Source organism: Micromonospora sp. NPDC049089, from assembly GCF_040648775.1.
Lineage (GTDB): Bacteria > Actinomycetota > Actinomycetes > Mycobacteriales > Micromonosporaceae > Micromonospora.
In genome coordinates, this window is sequence record NZ_JBEZEH010000186.1 from 1 (window position 1) to 14438 (window position 14438).

14 protein-coding genes are annotated in these 14438 nt (G+C 70.8%); 7 read left to right on the forward strand and 7 right to left on the reverse strand.

Features of this window, described 5'->3' with window-relative positions; translation table 11 throughout:
• Window positions 1-20: 20 nt before the first annotated feature.
• Together AB0B48_RS26100 and AB0B48_RS26105 are read right to left on the reverse strand one after the other, a co-directional pair.
• The gene (locus AB0B48_RS26100) at window positions 21-950 is read right to left on the reverse strand and encodes a hypothetical protein (RefSeq protein ID WP_357206132.1); all 930 of its coding nucleotides are present in this window, start codon (window positions 948-950) and stop codon (window positions 21-23) included.
• Between the two features lie 284 nt (window positions 951-1234).
• Window positions 1235-1879 (reverse strand): hypothetical protein, encoded by a 645-nt coding sequence (locus tag AB0B48_RS26105; protein WP_355007174.1) that lies wholly within the window; start codon window positions 1877-1879, stop codon window positions 1235-1237.
• 241 nt (window positions 1880-2120) lie between these two features.
• On the opposite strand from AB0B48_RS26105, the gene AB0B48_RS26110 reads away from it, so the two are divergent.
• Both AB0B48_RS26110 and AB0B48_RS26115 read left to right on the forward strand, forming a co-directional pair.
• Window positions 2121-2852: a class I SAM-dependent methyltransferase gene (locus tag AB0B48_RS26110; protein ID WP_357206135.1), complete on the forward strand. Its 732-nt coding sequence runs from the start codon at window positions 2121-2123 to the stop codon at window positions 2850-2852.
• Between the two features lie 186 nt (window positions 2853-3038).
• Window positions 3039-4178 (forward strand): acyltransferase, encoded by a 1140-nt coding sequence (locus tag AB0B48_RS26115; RefSeq protein WP_357206137.1) that lies wholly within the window; start codon window positions 3039-3041, stop codon window positions 4176-4178.
• On the opposite strand, the gene AB0B48_RS26120 is transcribed toward AB0B48_RS26115, so the two are convergent.
• The gene (locus AB0B48_RS26120) at window positions 4156-6669 is read right to left on the reverse strand and encodes a DUF3516 domain-containing protein (protein WP_357206139.1); all 2514 of its coding nucleotides are present in this window, start codon (window positions 6667-6669) and stop codon (window positions 4156-4158) included. The genes AB0B48_RS26115 and AB0B48_RS26120 overlap by 23 nt on opposite strands.
• Window positions 6670-6781: 112 nt before the next feature.
• Window positions 6782-7411, reverse strand: coding sequence for a tRNA (guanosine(46)-N7)-methyltransferase TrmB (gene trmB, locus AB0B48_RS26125; RefSeq protein WP_357206151.1), 630 nt, complete (start codon window positions 7409-7411; stop codon window positions 6782-6784).
• Between the two features lie 208 nt (window positions 7412-7619).
• Between trmB and AB0B48_RS26130 the strand changes: the two genes are divergently transcribed.
• The 3 genes from AB0B48_RS26130 (at window position 7620) to AB0B48_RS26140 (ending at window position 10650) form a co-directional block, all read left to right on the forward strand.
• On the forward strand, window positions 7620-8207 hold the full coding sequence (locus tag AB0B48_RS26130; protein ID WP_357206153.1) for a hypothetical protein: 588 nt from the start codon (window positions 7620-7622) through the stop codon (window positions 8205-8207).
• Between the two features lie 235 nt (window positions 8208-8442).
• Window positions 8443-9108, forward strand: a complete 666-nt coding sequence (locus AB0B48_RS26135; protein WP_357206141.1) for a class F sortase — start codon at window positions 8443-8445, stop codon at window positions 9106-9108.
• 573 nt (window positions 9109-9681) lie between these two features.
• Window positions 9682-10650: a zinc-binding dehydrogenase gene (locus tag AB0B48_RS26140; RefSeq protein ID WP_357206143.1), complete on the forward strand. Its 969-nt coding sequence runs from the start codon at window positions 9682-9684 to the stop codon at window positions 10648-10650.
• Window positions 10651-10664: 14 nt separating this feature from the next.
• On the opposite strand, the gene AB0B48_RS26145 is transcribed toward AB0B48_RS26140, so the two are convergent.
• The 3 genes from AB0B48_RS26145 to AB0B48_RS26155 are packed head-to-tail and all read right to left on the reverse strand — an operon-like array spanning window position 10665 to window position 12757.
• On the reverse strand, window positions 10665-10982 hold the full coding sequence (locus AB0B48_RS26145) for an antibiotic biosynthesis monooxygenase (protein ID WP_145784112.1): 318 nt from the start codon (window positions 10980-10982) through the stop codon (window positions 10665-10667).
• Between the two features lie 19 nt (window positions 10983-11001).
• Window positions 11002-11799, reverse strand: a complete 798-nt coding sequence (locus AB0B48_RS26150; RefSeq protein ID WP_357206145.1) for an exodeoxyribonuclease III — start codon at window positions 11797-11799, stop codon at window positions 11002-11004.
• Between the two features lie 37 nt (window positions 11800-11836).
• Window positions 11837-12757: a PAC2 family protein gene (locus AB0B48_RS26155; protein WP_357206147.1), complete on the reverse strand. Its 921-nt coding sequence runs from the start codon at window positions 12755-12757 to the stop codon at window positions 11837-11839.
• 420 nt (window positions 12758-13177) lie between these two features.
• Between AB0B48_RS26155 and AB0B48_RS26160 the strand changes: the two genes are divergently transcribed.
• Together AB0B48_RS26160 and AB0B48_RS26165 are read left to right on the forward strand one after the other, a co-directional pair.
• Window positions 13178-14038, forward strand: coding sequence for a peptidase M23 (locus AB0B48_RS26160; RefSeq protein WP_357206149.1), 861 nt, complete (start codon window positions 13178-13180; stop codon window positions 14036-14038).
• A gap of 106 nt (window positions 14039-14144) precedes the next feature.
• Entirely contained in the window at window positions 14145-14291 is a 147-nt protein-coding gene (locus tag AB0B48_RS26165; protein WP_167457721.1) for a hypothetical protein, read from the forward strand.
• Window positions 14292-14438: the final 147 nt, after the last annotated feature.

A 14438-nucleotide genomic window follows, 5' to 3' on the forward strand; every position in this document is an offset into this window, starting at 1 on the left:
CTCCCCATCTAGGGAGGCCACTACATCCATGCTCGAGCACGATCATCGTCACCTGGGGGAGTTCGAGCGTGCCCGTAGGGCGGCCCGGACCTCGGCGAGGAACCCGTCAAGTCGTCTCGGAGGCGCTTGGCGGTCAGGTGCAGCACGATCCAGTCGCCGCCGAGCAGTCGGTTGAGGCGTTGGCGGTCCCGGTGGAACTGCTCAGGATCGTCGTGCCAGAGTCCGTCGTACTCCACCGCGACCTTGAACTGCGGCCAGGCCAGGTCCAGACGGGCCACGAATCGGCCCTGCTCGGCCACGACCCACTGCGTCTCCGGCCTCGGCAGGCCGGCGAGCACCAGCCCGACCCGGGTGCGGGACTCCTGAGGGGACTCCGCGCCCGCGTCGGCCAGGTCGACCGCGCGTAGCAGCGATCGCCAGCCGCGTCGACCGGCCCGGCTCAGCGCGTACTCGCGCAGGGCTGGCGTGGTCGTCAGCCGGTTGGCCAGCATGGCGTCGATGACGACCACCGCCTCGATCACATCGAGCCAACGGGCCAGGTCCCAGCAGGTACGCGCTGGGCTGGTCACCGTGACCCCGGCCCGGTCCACGGTGTCGCCGGAGTCGATCTCTCCGTGGTGGACCCGGATGCCGGCGGTCGGGCCGATCCGGGTGGCGGTGGGAACGAGGACGTCGACCGGCTCGCTCGCGCTCGATTTCGCGCATCCGTAAAGGCCGGCCGCAGCGCGCCCTGCGATGGCCGCACCGGGCGGGACCAGCCAACGTCCGATGGCGGTGCATCTGATCGTGTGGGTGACTGCGATCTGGGCATCGGCGTAGACGTCGCGGAAGAGCGGTCGCCACGCCGAGCTGCGTAGCTCGTTGCGGGTCAGGAGGCCTCGCGAGACGGCGGTCGAGCCACGGAAGACCCGGCCCCGCAACTGCGGCGGCCGACGAGGAGCTTTCGGCATGGGCCTCAGACTGGCCGAACCTCTTCGCGTCACGCTGCCCCTGTGGATAACCACAGTCAACACACCGGCGCCGATGCGCGTCGTTATCCCCATGATCGCGCTCGAACATGGATGTAGTGGCCTCCCGAGGAGCGGAGGCCATTACATCCTGGATCGAGCGCGATCTTGCCGGGCTGGCGCACGGAGCGCGCGTCGCGCCTCAGGCGGACGTGGGTCGCGGGAGCGGGTGGGGTGCGTGGGTGGGAGGTAGAGGTCGGGGGTGGGACGTGGAGGTCGGGGGTGGGTCAGGCGGCGGTGGACCAGATGGCGCGGAAGGCGGCGGCTTCGCCGGAGAGCCAGCGTTCGATCTGGTCGGGCTTGGCGTCGGTGGGCATGCGGTGGGCCAGGCCGCGGCGGACGTCGACCAGGACCGGCTCGGCGTGCGGGAGCACCGCGTCCATGTGTCGGGCCATCAGGTGCAGGGTGGCGAGCACCGATTCCTCACTCGGTGGGGCCTCGTCGAAGTGCAGGCGGACCGCTTCGGCGCGGCCGTCGGCGTGGCGTACCCCGAAGTGGGGGTTGATCTTGACGGGCAGGTCACCCAGCATGGCCAGGGCGTCGCGGGTCTGGGCGAGATCGACGGCGGCCGGCTCGCCGAGGGAGCGAAGCCAGGTCGTGGCGCCGGGGACGAGCGCCTGGTAGAGCGGGCGCCATCGTGGCTTGACGATGTCGGCCACCCCGGCCAGGTGGGTGCCGCCGGTGTGGAAGGCGATGTCGGCCTTGAGTGCCTTGACGAACTGGCCGTGCGGGTTGAAGCCGGATCGGCTGGCGCGCTGCTTGCGCAGCCCGCCCACGAAGGTCGCCTTGGTGGGGCCGGTGCGGTCGACGTAGCGGGTGAAACCGAGCAGTGTCGCGTAGGGGGTGAGGGGCGTGGAGGCGGGCGCGGTCACGGGCGTCCTCCCAGGTCAGGATCTTGATTAGTACATACATTCTAATCGACAGGTCTGACATTGCCCAGCGAAGTTGAGGGGATCGCCGCCCAGTCGATGGCAGTCGATCGGAGCGCCACGAGTCATCCGGACGGCGGGCGGACCCGGTGATGCCGACGTAATCCGCCCAGGCGAATTGCCGTAGGTGAATCACAGCATCCATCCTTGCCGCAGCCGGTACGGAAGCGGTTGGGTCAGTGACATGGCTCGCATCGCCTACAACAGCCACGACGCGGCAGCGTTCGAGGCCACCCGTCACTTGTCCGACCAGGCACTCGCCGGATGGCGTGAAGCGGTGACCCGCCACCTCAACCCTCAGCCCGGCACCCGCCTGCTCGACCTCGGCGCGGGCACCGGCGCGTGGGCGCAGACCTTCACCGACTGGTACGACGGCATCGACGTTGTCGCCGTCGAGCCGGCCGAGGCCATGCGAGCCCGCTGCCTACACCCTCAGGTCCTGGCCGGAGACGCTGCCAACGTCCCGCTGGCGGCCGGAAGTGTCGACGCGGCCTGGCTGTCCACCGTCATCCACCACGTGCCAGACCTGACCGCTGCCGCACGTGAGCTGCGCCGCGTGCTGCGTCCCGGCGGGCAGGTGCTGATCCGCTCCGCCTTCGCTGGGCGCCACCACGCAATCACGCTGTTCCGCTTCTTTCCCGAGGCCATCCGCGTGTTGAACACCTACCCCAGCGTGCACGACGTCGAGGCGGCTTTCGCCGCCGCTGGCTTCGCGACGATCTCACTCGAGCAGGTCCCGCAGACCACGGCACCGTCGCTTCGTGACGTCGCGGCCAGCATGCGCCGGGAAGCACACACGCCCCTACAGCTGATCACCAACAACGAGTACGCCGCCGGTCTGGCTCGACTCCACCTCGCCGCTCAAACCGAGTCCGGCCCAGTCATCGACGCACTCGACCTTCTCGTCCTTCGATAGAACGCCGTCCTCAGCGGCCAATCCAATATCCGCGCGCATGGTGATTCCCTCGGGATCCACGTCCGGTGGGCTGTCTGTCGGGGGAAACTGGCTGATCGGAGGGACAGCCCGCCGGCGGCGGCCGCTCCCGCTACTCGCGTTCGCGATGCCACGAACTTTGTCCTAGTTGTGGCGTTATTGTGCGTTGTGGTCATCGGTGAGGCGTCCAGGGTCGTCATCCCTGGTAGGAGTAAGGCGGCGCGCGCCGTCCAGTCCGCCGACCCCGCAGATGGCCGAAACCGCTACCTGGACCTGCTGCGGACGCTCGCCCTGGTCCGCGTCGTGATCTTCCACGTCACCGGTTGGATCTGGTTGAGCCTGCTGGTGCCGGCGATGGGTCTGATGTTCGGCATCGCTGGTTCGTTGATGGCGGCGTCACTCGACCGGCACGGTCCGCCGGCCGTACTCCGGCGGCTGCGCCGGCTGCTGCTGCCGTACTGGGCGTTCGGCGCGATCGCACTGGTGGTGCTCTCCGTCGGGTGGCGTCCGCTGCCCAGTGGCGTGGCCGGCTGGGCTGAACTGCTCTGGTGGGTGCTACCCCTGCGGGTGCCACCGGTGGGCGGACAGTCCTGGGCCTGGGTGTTCCACATCGGGCTCTGGTACGTCGTCACCTATCTGTGGTTGGTGCTGCTCTCGCCGGGGCTGTTGTGGCTGTTCCGGCGCTGGCCGTGGCCCAGCATCGCCGTCGCCACCGCGCTGCCGGTCGGGATGCATCTCGGCGGTGTGCACGCCGGCTACTTCGTCGCCGCCTACCTGTCCTGCTGGCTGCTGGGCTTCGCCCACCACGATCGGCTGCTGCACCGCGTCCCGTGGCGCTGGTACGGCTGCCTCGTGGCCGGCCTCGCCGGGGTGGGCGGCACCTGGGTGGTGGCCGCCATGGTGACCGGCCGGGCCGTCGACCTCAACCACATCGCGGGTGGCACCACACTGTGGTCGATGGCGCTCGTCGCCGTGCTGCTCAGAGTGCAGCCCCGGCTGGTCGGCCGGGTGCCGCTGGGTGCCGTGCTCCGGGTGGTCAGCGCCCGGGCGGTCACCATCTACCTGTGGCACATCCCGGCCAGCCTCGGGATGTTCCTGCTGCTCGCGCCGGTGCTCCCGTACAACTCGGTGGCCTCGATCGCGCTGCGACTGACCGGGGTGTGCCTACTGGCCGCCGGGGCGGTACTGCTGTTCGGCTGGATCGAGGACGTGGCCGCCCGGCGTACCCCGGCCCTGTTGGGCCCTCGGTCGGGCGCCGCCGGTCGGCACCGCGCCGATCGACACCTCAGAGCTGGCCGACGTCGGTGATCCGGACGACCGCCGCGCCGACCTCGTCCGAGGCCACCAGGTCGATCTCGGCGCTGATGCCCCAGTCGTGGTCGCCGTCCGGGTCGTCGAAGATCTGCCGTACGGTCCACCGCTCCCGGCCCTGGTCGATCATGAGCAGCGCCGGACCGCGGGCGTCCGGACCGACCCCGATCGAGTCGTACGACTCGAAGTACGGCGCCAGGGCGTCGGCCCACGCGTCGTAGTCCCAGCCGTCCTCGGCGTCCAACTCGGCGAGCAGGTCCCAGCGGCGTAGCGCGGCCAACTCGACGCGCCGGAACAGCGCGTTGCGCACCAGCACCCGGAACGCCCGCGCGTTGCGGGTCACCGCCGGTGGCCGATCGGTCAGGGCGGCGTGCGCCTGAGCGACCTCGGCAACGTCGGACGGGTTGCGCAGCCGTTCCCACTCGTCGATGAGGCTGGAGTCGACCTGGCGGACCAGCTCGCCCAACCACTCGATGAGGTCGATCAACTCCTCGGTCTTGGCGTCCTCGGGCACTGTCTGGCGCAGCGTCTTGTACGCGTCGGCCAGATAGCGCAGGACGAGACCTTCTGAGCGGGTCAGCCCGTAGAACTGCACGTACTCGGTGAAGGTCATGGCCCGCTCGTACATGTCGCGGACGACGGCCTTGGGGGAGAGCTGGTGGTCGGCCACCCAGGGGTGCCCTTGCCGGTACATCTCGTACGCGGCCTCCAGCAGCTCGGCCAGGGGCTTCGGGTGGGTCACCTCGTCGAGCAGTTCGAGGCGCGCCTCGTACTCGATGCCCTCGGCCTTCATGGCGGCGACCGCCTCGCCGCGCGCCTTGAACTGCTGCGCGGAGAGGATCTGCCGCGGGTCGTCGAGGATCGACTCGACGACGCTCAGCACGTCGAGCGCGTACGACGGGGACTCGGCGTCGAGCAGCTCGATGGTGGCCAGCGCGAGGGGGGAGAGCGGCTGGTTGAGAGCGAAGTCGAGCTGAAGGTCGACGGTGAGCCGGATCCGCCGGCCGGTCTCGTCCGGCTCGGGCAGCTCCTCGACGACACCGCCGGCCCGCAGAGCCCGGTAGATGGCGATGGCGCGGCGGATGTGCCGGCGCTGCGCGGCGGGCTCCTCGTGGTTGTCGGTGAGCAGGTGCCGCATCGCGGTGAACGCGTCCCCGGGCCGGCCGATGACGTTGAGCAGCATCGAGTGGCTGACCTGGAAGCTGGAGGTCAGCGGCTCCGGCTCGGCGTCGACGAGCCGGTCGAAGGTGGGCTGGCCCCAGCCGATCGAGCCCTCCGGCGGCTTCTTGCGGACCACCTTGCGTCGCTTCTTCGGGTCGTCGCCGGCCTTGGCGAGGGCCTTCTCGTTGTCGATGACGTGCTCGGGGGCCTGCACGACGACCCGGCCGATGGTGTCGTAGCCGGCCCGGCCGGCCCGCCCGGCGATCTGGTGGAACTCCCGGTTCTTCAACAGCCGGGTACGGACCCCGTCGTACTTGGACAGGCCGGTGAACAGCACGGTGCGGATCGGCACGTTGATGCCGACGCCGAGGGTGTCGGTGCCGCAGATGACCTTCAACAGGCCGGCCTGGGCGAGGGTCTCCACCAGGCGGCGGTACTTGGGCAGCATGCCGGCGTGGTGCACGCCGATGCCGTGCCGGACCAGGCGGGACAGCGTCTTGCCGAAGCCGGCGGTGAACCGGAAACCACCGATCGCCTCCGCGATCATGTCCTTCTCGGCGCGGGTGCAGACGTTGACGCTGGTCAGCGCCTGGGCGCGTTCCAGCGCGGCCGCCTGGGTGAAGTGCACGACGTACACCGGGGCCTGCTTGGTCTCCAGCAGCTCCTCGAGCGTCTCGTGCAGCGGCGTCATCGCGTACGAGAAGATGAGCGGGACCGGCCGCTCCGCCGTGCGCACGACGGCGGTGGGTCGCCCGGTGCGCCGGGTCAGGTCGTCGACGAAGCGGGTGGTGTCTCCGAGCGTGGCGGACATCAGGATGAACTGGGCCTGCGGCAGCTCGATGATCGGCACCTGCCACGCCCAGCCTCGGTCGGGCTCGGCGTAGAAGTGGAACTCATCCATGATCACCTGGCCGACGTCGGCCTTGGTGCCCTCGCGCAGCGCCAGGTTCGCCAGGATCTCCGCGGTGCAGCAGATGATCGGGGCGTCGGCGTTGACACTGGCGTCGCCGGTGAGCATGCCGACGTTCTCGGCGCCGAAGACCTCGCAGAGCGCGAAGAACTTCTCCGACACCAACGCCTTGATCGGCGCGGTGTAGAAGGTCGTCCGGCTGTCAGCGAGGGCCGCGAAGTGCGCGGCGATCGCCACCAGGCTCTTACCCGAGCCGGTGGGTGTGTTCATGATCAGGTTGGCGCCGGAGACGATCTCGATGACCGCCTCTTCCTGATGGGGGTAGAGGTCGAGGCCGCGCTCCTTCGCCCAGCCGGCGAACGCGTCGAAGAGGGTGTCGGGGTCGGCGCTTGTCGGCAGCGCGGCGGTGAGCGTCATAGCCTGTCCATGGTGCCTGGATCATGCCCCGGTACGCCAACCCGGTCCGCACCGGACCCCCGTCCGGGCATCCCGAACGCCCCGCCGCGTTCCGGTTCGGGCGTTTCGTCGGTCACCGTCGGCGGTACAACAGGTCGGCGACCGGCCGACCGGCAGTGATCGCCCGACGTTCGAACTTCGTCACCGGTCGGTGCGCCGGCCGTGGCGCGAAGCCGCCGTACGCGTCGATCAGCTCCGGGTCCGCGTCGAGGGTCACCCGCATCGCCTCGGCGTACTCGGCCCAGTCGGTCGCGCAGTGCAGCATCCCGCCGGGGCGCAGCCGGGACCGCAGCAGCGCCACGTGCGTCGGCTGGATGATCCGCCGCTTGTGGTGGCGGGACTTCGGCCACGGGTCCGGGAAGAAGACGTGCACGGCGTCCAACACACCCTCGGGCAAGCCGTTGACCAGGGACAACGCGTCGCCCTCCGCCACCCGTACGTTGCGCAGGCCACCGCGCTCCACCAGGTGCAGCAGGTTGGCGATTCCGGGCGTGTGCACCTCGACCGCCAGATAATCTCGATCCGGGTCGGCGGCAGCCATCGCAGCGGTGGTGTCGCCCATGCCCGAGCCGATCTCCAGCACCACGGGCGCCCGGCGACCGAACAGGTCGGCCAGGTCGACGGGCAGCACAGGTCCGTCCGGCACATCCAGGCCGTACGCGGGCCAGAGCCGGCTCAGCGCGTCGGTCTGCCGGTCGCTCATCCGACCCCGGCGGGGGTGGAACGTGCGGATCGTCCGGCTCGCGGGCGGGACGGCGGGGTCATGGTCGATGGCGGTCACAGCGAAACGAGCGTACGCGACGCCGCCAGCAGATCGGATGTGATGTGCGACCGGAAATGAGAGGATCCAACTGGTACGGCAGGTCGGGTGCTCCGCTGCCCGACACGGCCGCACGGCGTCGAGAGGGGGCATCGTGACAGTGACCCACGGCGTCGTGACGCTGTCGCTGGTGACCGTGCTGGCCGGCCCCCTGCTCGCCGCCGCGCCCGCCCTCGCCGCGCCCGAGCGGGCGGTTGCCGTCGCGCCCGCGCCGCAGCCCGGAGGGCCGCCCGGCGGAGCTCCCCAACCGACTCCGGCGGTGGACATCTTCGTCGAGGTCAGCCCCAGCACGGTGCAGCCCGGATACCTGGTCGGCATCCGGGCCAGTTGTCGGGACAACTCGGTGGGCGCCACGGTGGTCTCCGACGCCTTCGGGGCGGTCGGCGTGCAGCCCCAGCGTGGGGTGCTCACCGCCGCGCCGATGGTCCGCGAGCGCACCCGCCCCGGCAACTACCGGGTCAAGCTGGAGTGCCGCGACGGCGAGACCGCCTCGACAATGCTCCAGGTGGTCAAGAAGGTCCCCGTCCAGCCGAGCCGGGGTCCGGCGACCGGGTTCGGTGGGAGCAGCGGCGGGATCACCGGCAAGCTGCTGCTGCCTGGCGGCGCGGCACTGATCATCAGCGGGCTGGTCCTCGCCGTGATGGCGCTGCGTCGTCCCCGAGCCGCCGTGCGTCGCTGAGGCTGCCATGACGATCTTCCGCCCCACGCCACCGCCAGCCGGTTCACGCCCGCCGTCGCCTGGCCGTCCCGCCTCGCCGTCGGCCGCTGCCCGCCAGCCGTTCGCCGGCCGCCCGGCCTCGCCACCCGATGACGTCCGGCTGCGGTTGGACGACGGTTGGCCGGGCTCCGACCGCCCGCCAGGTCCTCAACGCCCGCCGCATTCCCAGCGCCCGCCAGACCCCGAGCGCCCGTCGGTGGCCGCGCGTCCGCCGACCGCCGTCGCCCCCCGGCGTAGTCGTCCGTCCGGGCGCAGCCCCTGGTCCATACCGTTGGCTGTGGTGTTGGTGTTGGCCGGCGTCTTCGCCACCGGGGCGGGGCTGGGCCGTTCGGTCGGCCCGTTCGACCTGGCCCCGACCGGCGGTGACCGACCGGCCCGCAGTGAGTCGGTCGGGCTGTCGGCCAGTCGCCCGGTGCGCCTCTCGGTGCCGGCGATCAAGGTGACCGCGCCGGTGGCGCCCGTTGGGCAGGCGCCGGACGGCTCGATCGCCGTACCGCCGTTGGAACGGCACAACGAGACCGGCTGGTACGACCGGGGGCCCACGCCCGGTGAGCCTGGCCCTGCGGTGATCGTCGGGCACGTGGACACGAAGAGCGGCCCGTCGGTCTTCTACGACCTGGGCAAGCTCAAGCCGGGCGACCTGGTCGAGGTCGCCCGTGCGGACCGGTCGACGGTGATCTTCAAGGTCGACACCGTGGAGCACTTCCCGAAGGACCAGTTGCCCGCCGAGCGCATCTACGGCCACGACGGCCCCGCCGGGCTGCGGTTGATCACCTGCGGCGGCCAGTTCATCGGTGGACGCACCGGCTACGCCGACAACGTGATCGCCTTCGCCACCCTCCAGTCCTCCCGCAAGCCCTGAGACGCCCCGGCCAGGCCGGCCAGGGCCGCACGCCCGTAGGCCCCGCCGTGCCGCCCGCCTGAGCGGCCACCTGCTCGTGGAAGCTGCCGCTGCCGCTTGATCGACTCGGGATCATTGAAGTCGGGGTGTCGGACCGACCCAGACACCCCGGTTTCGCTGAACCCGAGTGGATCAAGCCGACGGCGGCGCACACAGATCAGGGCTCGGCGAGCCGTGGCGCGACCTGGTGCCACATGAGGTGCGTCTCGGGAATGCCGTGCAGCAGCAGAACGGGCGGCCCGCTTCCGCCCCGGCGCCGTGGATCCTCGCGCCGGGCGTGTCGATGTCGAACTCTTCGAACCCGTCGAACATGACCAGGATCCCCCGCGCCTTGGGATGCGCCCTGAACGAACGGCGTGGAATGGCTGGCAGGGCGACTGGTGGCCGACTACCGCTCGGTCTGCCTCGACGCTATCAACGGCGACAGCCGGTCCGGTGCGGCTTGACCTCAACCAGCATTCAGGTCCTAGCGTCGCTGACACGAGGTATGGAAGCGGATCCGAAGCACTGGACCGCGGCTGATCGGAGACACGCGTGCGGGCGATCCAGGTTTCTGAGTACGGGGGTCCAGAGGTTCTGAACCTGGTGGACCTGCCCGATCCGCAAGCCAGGGAGGGGGAGGTCATCGTTCGGGCCGAGGCCGTGGACACGATCTACCTTGAGACTCAGATCCGCGGTGGCTGGGGTGAGATGTTCGGTGTCACCCCGCCGTACACACCGGGCGGCGCAGCGGCGGGAACTGTGGTCTCCGCCGGTCCGGGCGTCTCTGCGTCCTGGCTTGGCCGCCAGGTCGTTGCGGGTGCCGGGACGCGGGGTTCATACGCTGAACTGGTTCGGGCGGGCGTCGACCGGCTGGTGCCGGTCCCCGACGGACTGAGCCTGCGGGAAGCGGCTGCTCTCGCACACGACGGCGTGACCGCCATGGGCATCATCGACAGTGTCGGCGTCAAGCCGGGCGACCGGGTCCTGATCCTGGGGGCCGCGGGCGGCATGGGAACGCTGCTTGTCCAGCTCGCCCACCGTCTCGGCGCGCAGGTCGTGGGAGCGGCCCGTGGCGCGGACAAGCTCACACTGGTACGACGGCTCGGCGCCGACGCTGTCGTCGACTACGCGGGTGACGGATGGACCGACGCGGTACGCGAAGCCCTTGGCGGTCTGTCCGTCGATGTGCTGCTGGACGGTGTCGGGGGAAAACTCGGCAGCGACGCCTTCCATCTGGTGGCCGACGGCGGGCGGGTTTCGGCCCATGGGGCGGCGAGTGGCGAGTTCGCCACGGTGGACCTGGAAAGTGCGCAGGCGCGCGGCATCGACGTACACGGCATCGCGGACGTTCAGTTCGAGGCGCCGGAGATGGTGCGGCTCGCGGGCAGGGCCCTGACCGAGGCGGCGCAGGGGCGGATACGCCCGGTGATCGCACGCGAGTACCCACTGTCTTGCGCGGCTGAGGCTCACCGCGCGATGGAGGCGCGCTCGATCTCGGGCAAGGCCCTCCTCATTCCGTGAGACGTGGCAGTCGCTCAGGGCTGGGGGACGTGCAGCGCCACCTCGAACTCCAGCAGGCTGGCACCGGTGGAGACCGGGGGACGGGGCTTGTCGCCGGGGGCGGCGGCGTGGGCGGCGCGCGACGGGCCGGCGGCCCACGCCTGGAACGCTTCTTCGCTCTCCCACTTCGTGTAGACGAAGTAGCGGGTCTCGCCGGCCACCGGGCGGAGGAGTTCGAAGCCGAGGAAGCCGGGGGAGTTCTCCACAGCTCCGGCCCGCGCGGCGAACCGCTTCTCCAACTCCGCGCCGCCACCGGGCGGGACGTCGATTGCGTTGATCTTCACGACTGCCATCTGCCCACCCTAGCCAAACTCAGAACGTCTCGACCGCGGGCACCAGATCAGCGTCGACCACGATCGGCGCGTGGTCGGAGGGTCCCTTGCCCTTGCGGGCCTCCCGGTCCACGTACGCGGTGCGGACCGCTCGGGCGAACGGCGCGGACGCGTACACCAGGTCGATTCTCATGCCCTTGTTCTGGTGGAACATGCCGGCCCGGTAGTCCCAGTAGGTGTAGGGGTGCGGGCCCTTCATCGGGGTGGGCACGACGTCGCTGAGGCCCAGGTCGCGCAGCGCCGCGAGGGCTGCCCGCTCGGCCGGGGTGACGTGCGTGGAGTGGGTGAAGACCGCCGGGTCCCAGACGTCGGCGTCGGTCGGGGCGACGTTGAAGTCGCCGCAGACCGCCAGCGGCAGACCGCCGGCCAGCTCGGCGTCCAGCGCGTCGCGTAGCGCCGCGAACCAGGCCAACTTGTACGCGTAGTGCGGGTCTTCCGGCGTCCGGCCGTTGGGCACGTACACCGACCAGACCCGCACCCCGTCGCAGGTGGCCGAGATGGCCCGGGCCTCGGGCTCGGGGAAGCCGGGCTCGTCGGCGAACCCGACCCGGACGTCGTCCAGCCCGACCCGGGACAGGATGGCCACCCCGTTCCACCGGCCGTCGCTGTGGCTGGCCACGGTGTAGCCCAGCGCGCCGACCTCGGCAACCGGGAAGGCGCCGTCGGGGCACTTCGTCTCCTGAAGGCAGACGACGTCCGGCCCGGTGTCGGCCAGCCACTCCAGCAGCCGGGGTAGGCGGGCCTTCACCGAGTTGACGTTCCAGGTCGCCAGGCGCATGCCCCCAGCCTGCCGCATTCGCCGCCGCGACGCCGGGTCAGCCGGCCGGGGTGTCGCCGGGACGGGTCTGTTCGGCCAGGAACCGTTCCAGTTCGGCGCCGAGTTCGTCGGCGGTGGGCAGTGGGCCGGCATCAGGGGCGAGCAGGCTCTTCTCGCCCCGACCTCGGGCGAACGCGTCGTACTGCTCCTCCAGGGCCTGGACCAGGGCCGCGGCGTCCTCGGTCTGCGCCACCTGCCTGTCGATCTCCACCCGGACCACCTCGGCGGCCGAGCGCAGCCCGTCGCCGGGCAGCAGCAGCCCGGTGCTGCGCGACACGGAGGTGAGCAGCACCTCGGCGGCTGCCGGGTATTCGGTCTGCGCCACGTAGTGCGGCACGTGGGCGGCGAAGCCCAGCGCGTCGCGGCCCTGTTCGCCGAGGCGGAACTCCAGCAGGTGACCGACGCTGCCGGGCACCTGGACGCGTTGCAACCACGGCTCGTAGCCGGCGATCAGCTCGGGGCGGGTGGCGTGCGCTGTCACCCCGGTCGGCCGGGTGTGCGGGACCGCCATCGGGATCGAGTTGAGCCCCACTGTGAGCCGGACGTCCAGCCGGGTGGCGAGCCCGGCCACGGCGGCCACGAAACGCTCCCACTGGAGGTCCGGTTCGGGGCCGGTGAGCAGCAGGAACGGGGTCTCGTCGTCGTCCTGCAGCAGGTGCAGCTCCAGCTTGGGCGCGTCGACGCTCTCCCAGTGGTCCTCGACGAAGGTCATCACCGGTCGTCGCGACCGGTAGTCGAAGAGCTGGTCGACGTCGAACGTGGCGATCGGCCGACCCTCCAGCGAGGTGAGCAGCTGCTCACGCGCCAGTCGGCTGGCGTTTCCGGCGTCCACGAACCCGGTGAGGGCCTGGATCAGGACCGGCTGCCCGAGGTCGGGCAGATCATCGGTGAGCTGGTAGAGCTCGTGTGGGTCGAGCACCGGTGCGGACCTCCCTGAAATGTGCCTGCGGGGTGCCGTCGCGACGGAGGGCACCCGTTCGGGCAACGTACCCGCCATCCTGGCGCATTCCTTCGTCGGGCGATCCGTTGGCCGGGTGGTGGGCGTGACCGGACTAATCGTCTGTTTACGCCACCAGGCCGAGCCTCGTGGCCGATCGGCCGAGGGGCGGTTCGGCCCAAAGACCGAGTTTGTCGATCATGTTGGGCTCAGGGGTGGAATGTTCGCTTCCGTCCTGGCCCGTGCGGGTCCGCGTGCGGCGCCAGCTTCATCCGGTACGCGAGGTCCGTTCCCCGGGCGGGTCACCCCGCCCGGGTCGTCCACCAGTACGGCTCCGATCTGTGTCGAGCGCCACGTGATCACCGTGCGTGATCGGGGTTTCCACCTGCCTAGCCTCGGTTGATGCGTGACGACGGCACCCTCGACGACCCGTACGCCCCGAGCAGCCCCACTGCCGATACGGAGGATGGCACCTCAACCGAACGGACAACCGCCGCGACCCGGCTTCGGGCGTACGCCCGGGACCTGACCGGTCGACGCCGGGCACAGCTGGCGCTCGCCACCGGTGTGGTGTGCTGCCTCGGTCTGACCGCCGTCGTCCAGGTTCGTAACGAGGACGCCGACGCGGCGACGCGGAGTGGATCGCTCTCCAGCTCCGAGCTGGCGCAGCGCGCCGAGCAGCAGCGCGCCTCCCGTTCCCTCGACCGCACGGTCGTCCCGAGCGCCTCCGCCGCCGCCCAGTCCGCCGCGGCGAGCCCCGCCGATCCGGACACCAGCGCGCCGGCCCGCAAGGTCGCCCCGGTTCGCCCGACCGACCCGGCGCCCGTCGCCGGGCTGGACGAGGACCAGATGGAGAACGCCGAGGCGATCGTCCGTACCGGCCGCAAGATGGGGGTGCCGCGCCGGGGTCTGGTGATCGCGGTGGCCACCGCCATGCAGGAGAGCAACCTCTACAACGTGGCCAGTGGCGTGCTGCCCGAGTCGCAGGACTATCCGCACCAGGGCGTCGGCTGGGACCACGACTCGGTCGGGTTGTTCCAGCAGCGTTCCAGCAGCGGCTGGGGCCCGGTGGGGCAGCTGATGGACCCCGAGTTCGCCACCCGGCAGTTCCTCAGCGCGCTGGAGCAGGTGCCCGGCTGGCAGCGGATGCGGCTCACCGACGCCGCCCAGGCGGTGCAGGTCTCCGCGTACCCCGAGCACTACCAGCAGCACGAGTGGCGGGCCACCCGGGTCGTTGACGCCATCGCGCCGGCGGGGCGGTAACCTACCGCCCACTATGGACGGTCAGGGTTGAGGCTGTCGGATCCCGGGTACATGTGTTGCAGGTTCGGGGTACACATGACTACGGGACCATCGACAGGAGGACGCCATGTCACTGATGCAGCGGATCACCACGTTCCTGAGATCGCCGAAGGGGCAGCAGTTGGTCGAGCGAGGCCGTCGGGAGATGGCCAAGCCGGGCAACCAGCAGAAGCTGAAGGGGTTGGCGGCCCGGCTGTCCAACCGCCGCCGCTGACCGTTCCATCGGCCGCCCTGCCCACCGTTTCCACCCCTGGGGAGACCTGGTGACCGACACCCCGCCCGTCGGCGGTCAGCCCGCCGTCCCTACTCCGCAGCCGTCCGTCGACCTGCCGGCCGGGCCGGTGGACGCCCCCGAGGGTCC

Excerpts from the sequence above, each read along its gene's own strand:
- AB0B48_RS26100 (WP_357206132.1), bottom strand. The coding sequence starts at position 950 with ATGCCGAAAGCTCCTCGTCGGCCGCCGCAGTTGCGGGGCCGGGTCTTC.
- AB0B48_RS26110 (WP_357206135.1), top strand. The coding sequence starts at position 2,121 with ATGGCTCGCATCGCCTACAACAGCCACGACGCGGCAGCGTTCGAGGCC.
- AB0B48_RS26120 (WP_357206139.1), bottom strand. The coding sequence starts at position 6,669 with ATGACGCTCACCGCCGCGCTGCCGACAAGCGCCGACCCCGACACCCTC.
- trmB (WP_357206151.1), bottom strand. The coding sequence starts at position 7,411 with ATGAGCGACCGGCAGACCGACGCGCTGAGCCGGCTCTGGCCCGCGTAC.
- AB0B48_RS26145 (WP_145784112.1), bottom strand. The coding sequence starts at position 10,982 with ATGGCAGTCGTGAAGATCAACGCAATCGACGTCCCGCCCGGTGGCGGC.
- AB0B48_RS26150 (WP_357206145.1), bottom strand. The coding sequence starts at position 11,799 with ATGCGCCTGGCGACCTGGAACGTCAACTCGGTGAAGGCCCGCCTACCC.
- AB0B48_RS26160 (WP_357206149.1), top strand. The coding sequence starts at position 13,178 with ATGCGTGACGACGGCACCCTCGACGACCCGTACGCCCCGAGCAGCCCC.
- AB0B48_RS26165 (WP_167457721.1), top strand. The coding sequence starts at position 14,145 with ATGTCACTGATGCAGCGGATCACCACGTTCCTGAGATCGCCGAAGGGG.